Origin of the sequence: Bilophila sp. 4_1_30, from assembly GCF_000224655.1 — a bacterium.
Classification (GTDB): Bacteria; Desulfobacterota; Desulfovibrionia; order Desulfovibrionales; family Desulfovibrionaceae; genus Bilophila; species Bilophila wadsworthia.
In genome coordinates this window covers 1-1,661 of record NZ_JH114242.1, presented here as the reverse complement: position 1 = coordinate 1,661, position 1,661 = coordinate 1, and the positions used below count along the sequence as shown (strand labels likewise).

3 protein-coding genes are annotated in these 1,661 nt (G+C 63.8%); all 3 read right to left on the bottom strand.

The genetic code is table 11. The annotated features are described in order from the left end of the window. Positions 1 to 37 precede the first annotated feature (37 nt). Positions 38 to 1,048 (bottom strand): lipopolysaccharide assembly protein LapB, encoded by a 1,011-nt coding sequence (locus HMPREF0178_RS19850; protein ID WP_009369325.1) that lies wholly within the window; start codon positions 1,046 to 1,048, stop codon positions 38 to 40. Then, entirely contained in the window at positions 1,045 to 1,530 is a 486-nt protein-coding gene (locus HMPREF0178_RS19845) for a prepilin-type N-terminal cleavage/methylation domain-containing protein (RefSeq protein WP_009369324.1), read from the bottom strand. The genes HMPREF0178_RS19850 and HMPREF0178_RS19845 overlap by 4 nt, the downstream gene beginning before the upstream one ends. Beyond that, a partial coding sequence (locus HMPREF0178_RS19840) for a type II secretion system protein GspG (RefSeq protein ID WP_009369323.1) occupies positions 1,514 to 1,661 on the bottom strand: 148 nt, incomplete at its 5' end. The genes HMPREF0178_RS19845 and HMPREF0178_RS19840, both read right to left, overlap by 17 nt.

The following is a 1,661-nucleotide window of genomic DNA, read 5'->3' as shown; positions in this document are numbered from 1 at the left end:
TTTCTCCCAGAAAGGGCCTTCCTCCCCTTCCCCAATCTTAAAAGAAATCCCGGCAGCGCCCGGCGTCCTCGTATCTATTCAAACGATCACACTCTCCGAGTTCGCAGGCTTTTTTCAGATCCTGACAGGCCCCTTCCGTCTCACGCAGCAGAAAACGCACGTCGCCGCGGTTGATGTACGCGCCCGCCAGATCCGGGATGAAGGCGACGGCCCGCGTGTAGTCGTCGATGGCGGCCTTGAATTCCTTCTGCTCCTTGAGCACGTTCGCCCGATTGTAGTAATACTCACCCTGCTCGGGGCGCAAGGCTATGGCCCGATCAAGATGCGCCTTCGCGCTGGCGTAGTTCCCGGCGCGCAACATCACCACGCCGAGGGCGTTCTGCGCTTCGGCGTCGTTGGGATGCTCACGGGCATAGGTGCCGAGATCCGTGCCCGCATCGTCCGTGAGCCCCATCTGATACATGGCGAGCGCCTTGTTGTAGAGCACTTCGGGAGACGCCGCGTCCGTGCCGCTGACCAGCGAAAGCTGCCGGAGGGCCTTCTCCGGTTCCTTCCGTTGAATGAGGATACCCGCCTTGCCCACAAGGGCTTCCGGGTTGGTGGGATCGATCCGCAGGGCCGCGTCAAATTGCCGTTCGGCGCTCTTGTAATCGTTGGCGGCATACAGCGCGGTGCCCGCATTGGTATGCAGTGCGGCGGAGCCGGGCGAGATGGAGACGGCGCGTTCAAACGCTTGGGCGGCGTTCCGAGGCTGGTTGCAGCTCAGATAGGCCATGCCGAGCCCGTTGAGCAGGGCCGGGTGCTCCTGTTGCTGCAGCGCGGCGCTGAAACGGCGGATGCTCTCGCGGCAGTCGCCCTTCTGATAGGCTTCGACGGCGTCGTTCATCGTGCTCGCCGGAAAGGTGGGGACGGCTCCCTGTTTGCGCATGGGCGTACAGCCGGAAGCCGCCATGAGGACGAAAGCGGCACAAAGAGCCGCCGCTGCGAAACGGAAGGGAACCCGGCGGGAAGGCGTGGGCTGCGGGACGGGACGGTGAGCCGACATCATAAGAACTCCTTGCGAATCTGTTCCAGAGAAAACTGCCCTTCGAGAATGCGGGCCGTTCCCGTGGCCGGGATATAGACCGAGAGGGTATCCTGACCGGATTGAAGATGGACGACGTGTTCCTGTACCACGCCGAGGGGATGGAACAGCAGCTTCTGGGAGCCGCCGAGCAGGTAGTGTTCGTCGACCGAGGCGGCGGACATGCCCTTGGGAAAGGCTTCCCTGAGCGGGCGGTCGCCGTTTTCCGAGCTGATTTCCATAAATGTCTGGCCGAGTTCGAGCGTAACGGGCGCGTTGAGCAGAAGTGCCCGGCTGCGGGCCGTGGAGGACGCGGTGACGAGCGCCTGCGCTCCGGTGTAGAGCGGATTCCGCTCAACGGAGAGGGCGCCCGCACCCACGGCCACCAGCACGCCCATGATCACGAGGACAATGAGCAGCTCAAGCAGGGTGAACCCGGCGGGCCGCCGCTCAGCGGTCGGGCACATCTTCGCCCCAGATGTCGGCGGCTTCGCCTTCGCCGCCTTCCGCGCCGTCGGAACCGAGGCTCATGATTTCAAACGGCACTTTCTGCCCGGGCGCCGTGTAGACGTAATCGTTGCCCCACGGGTCCTTCGGG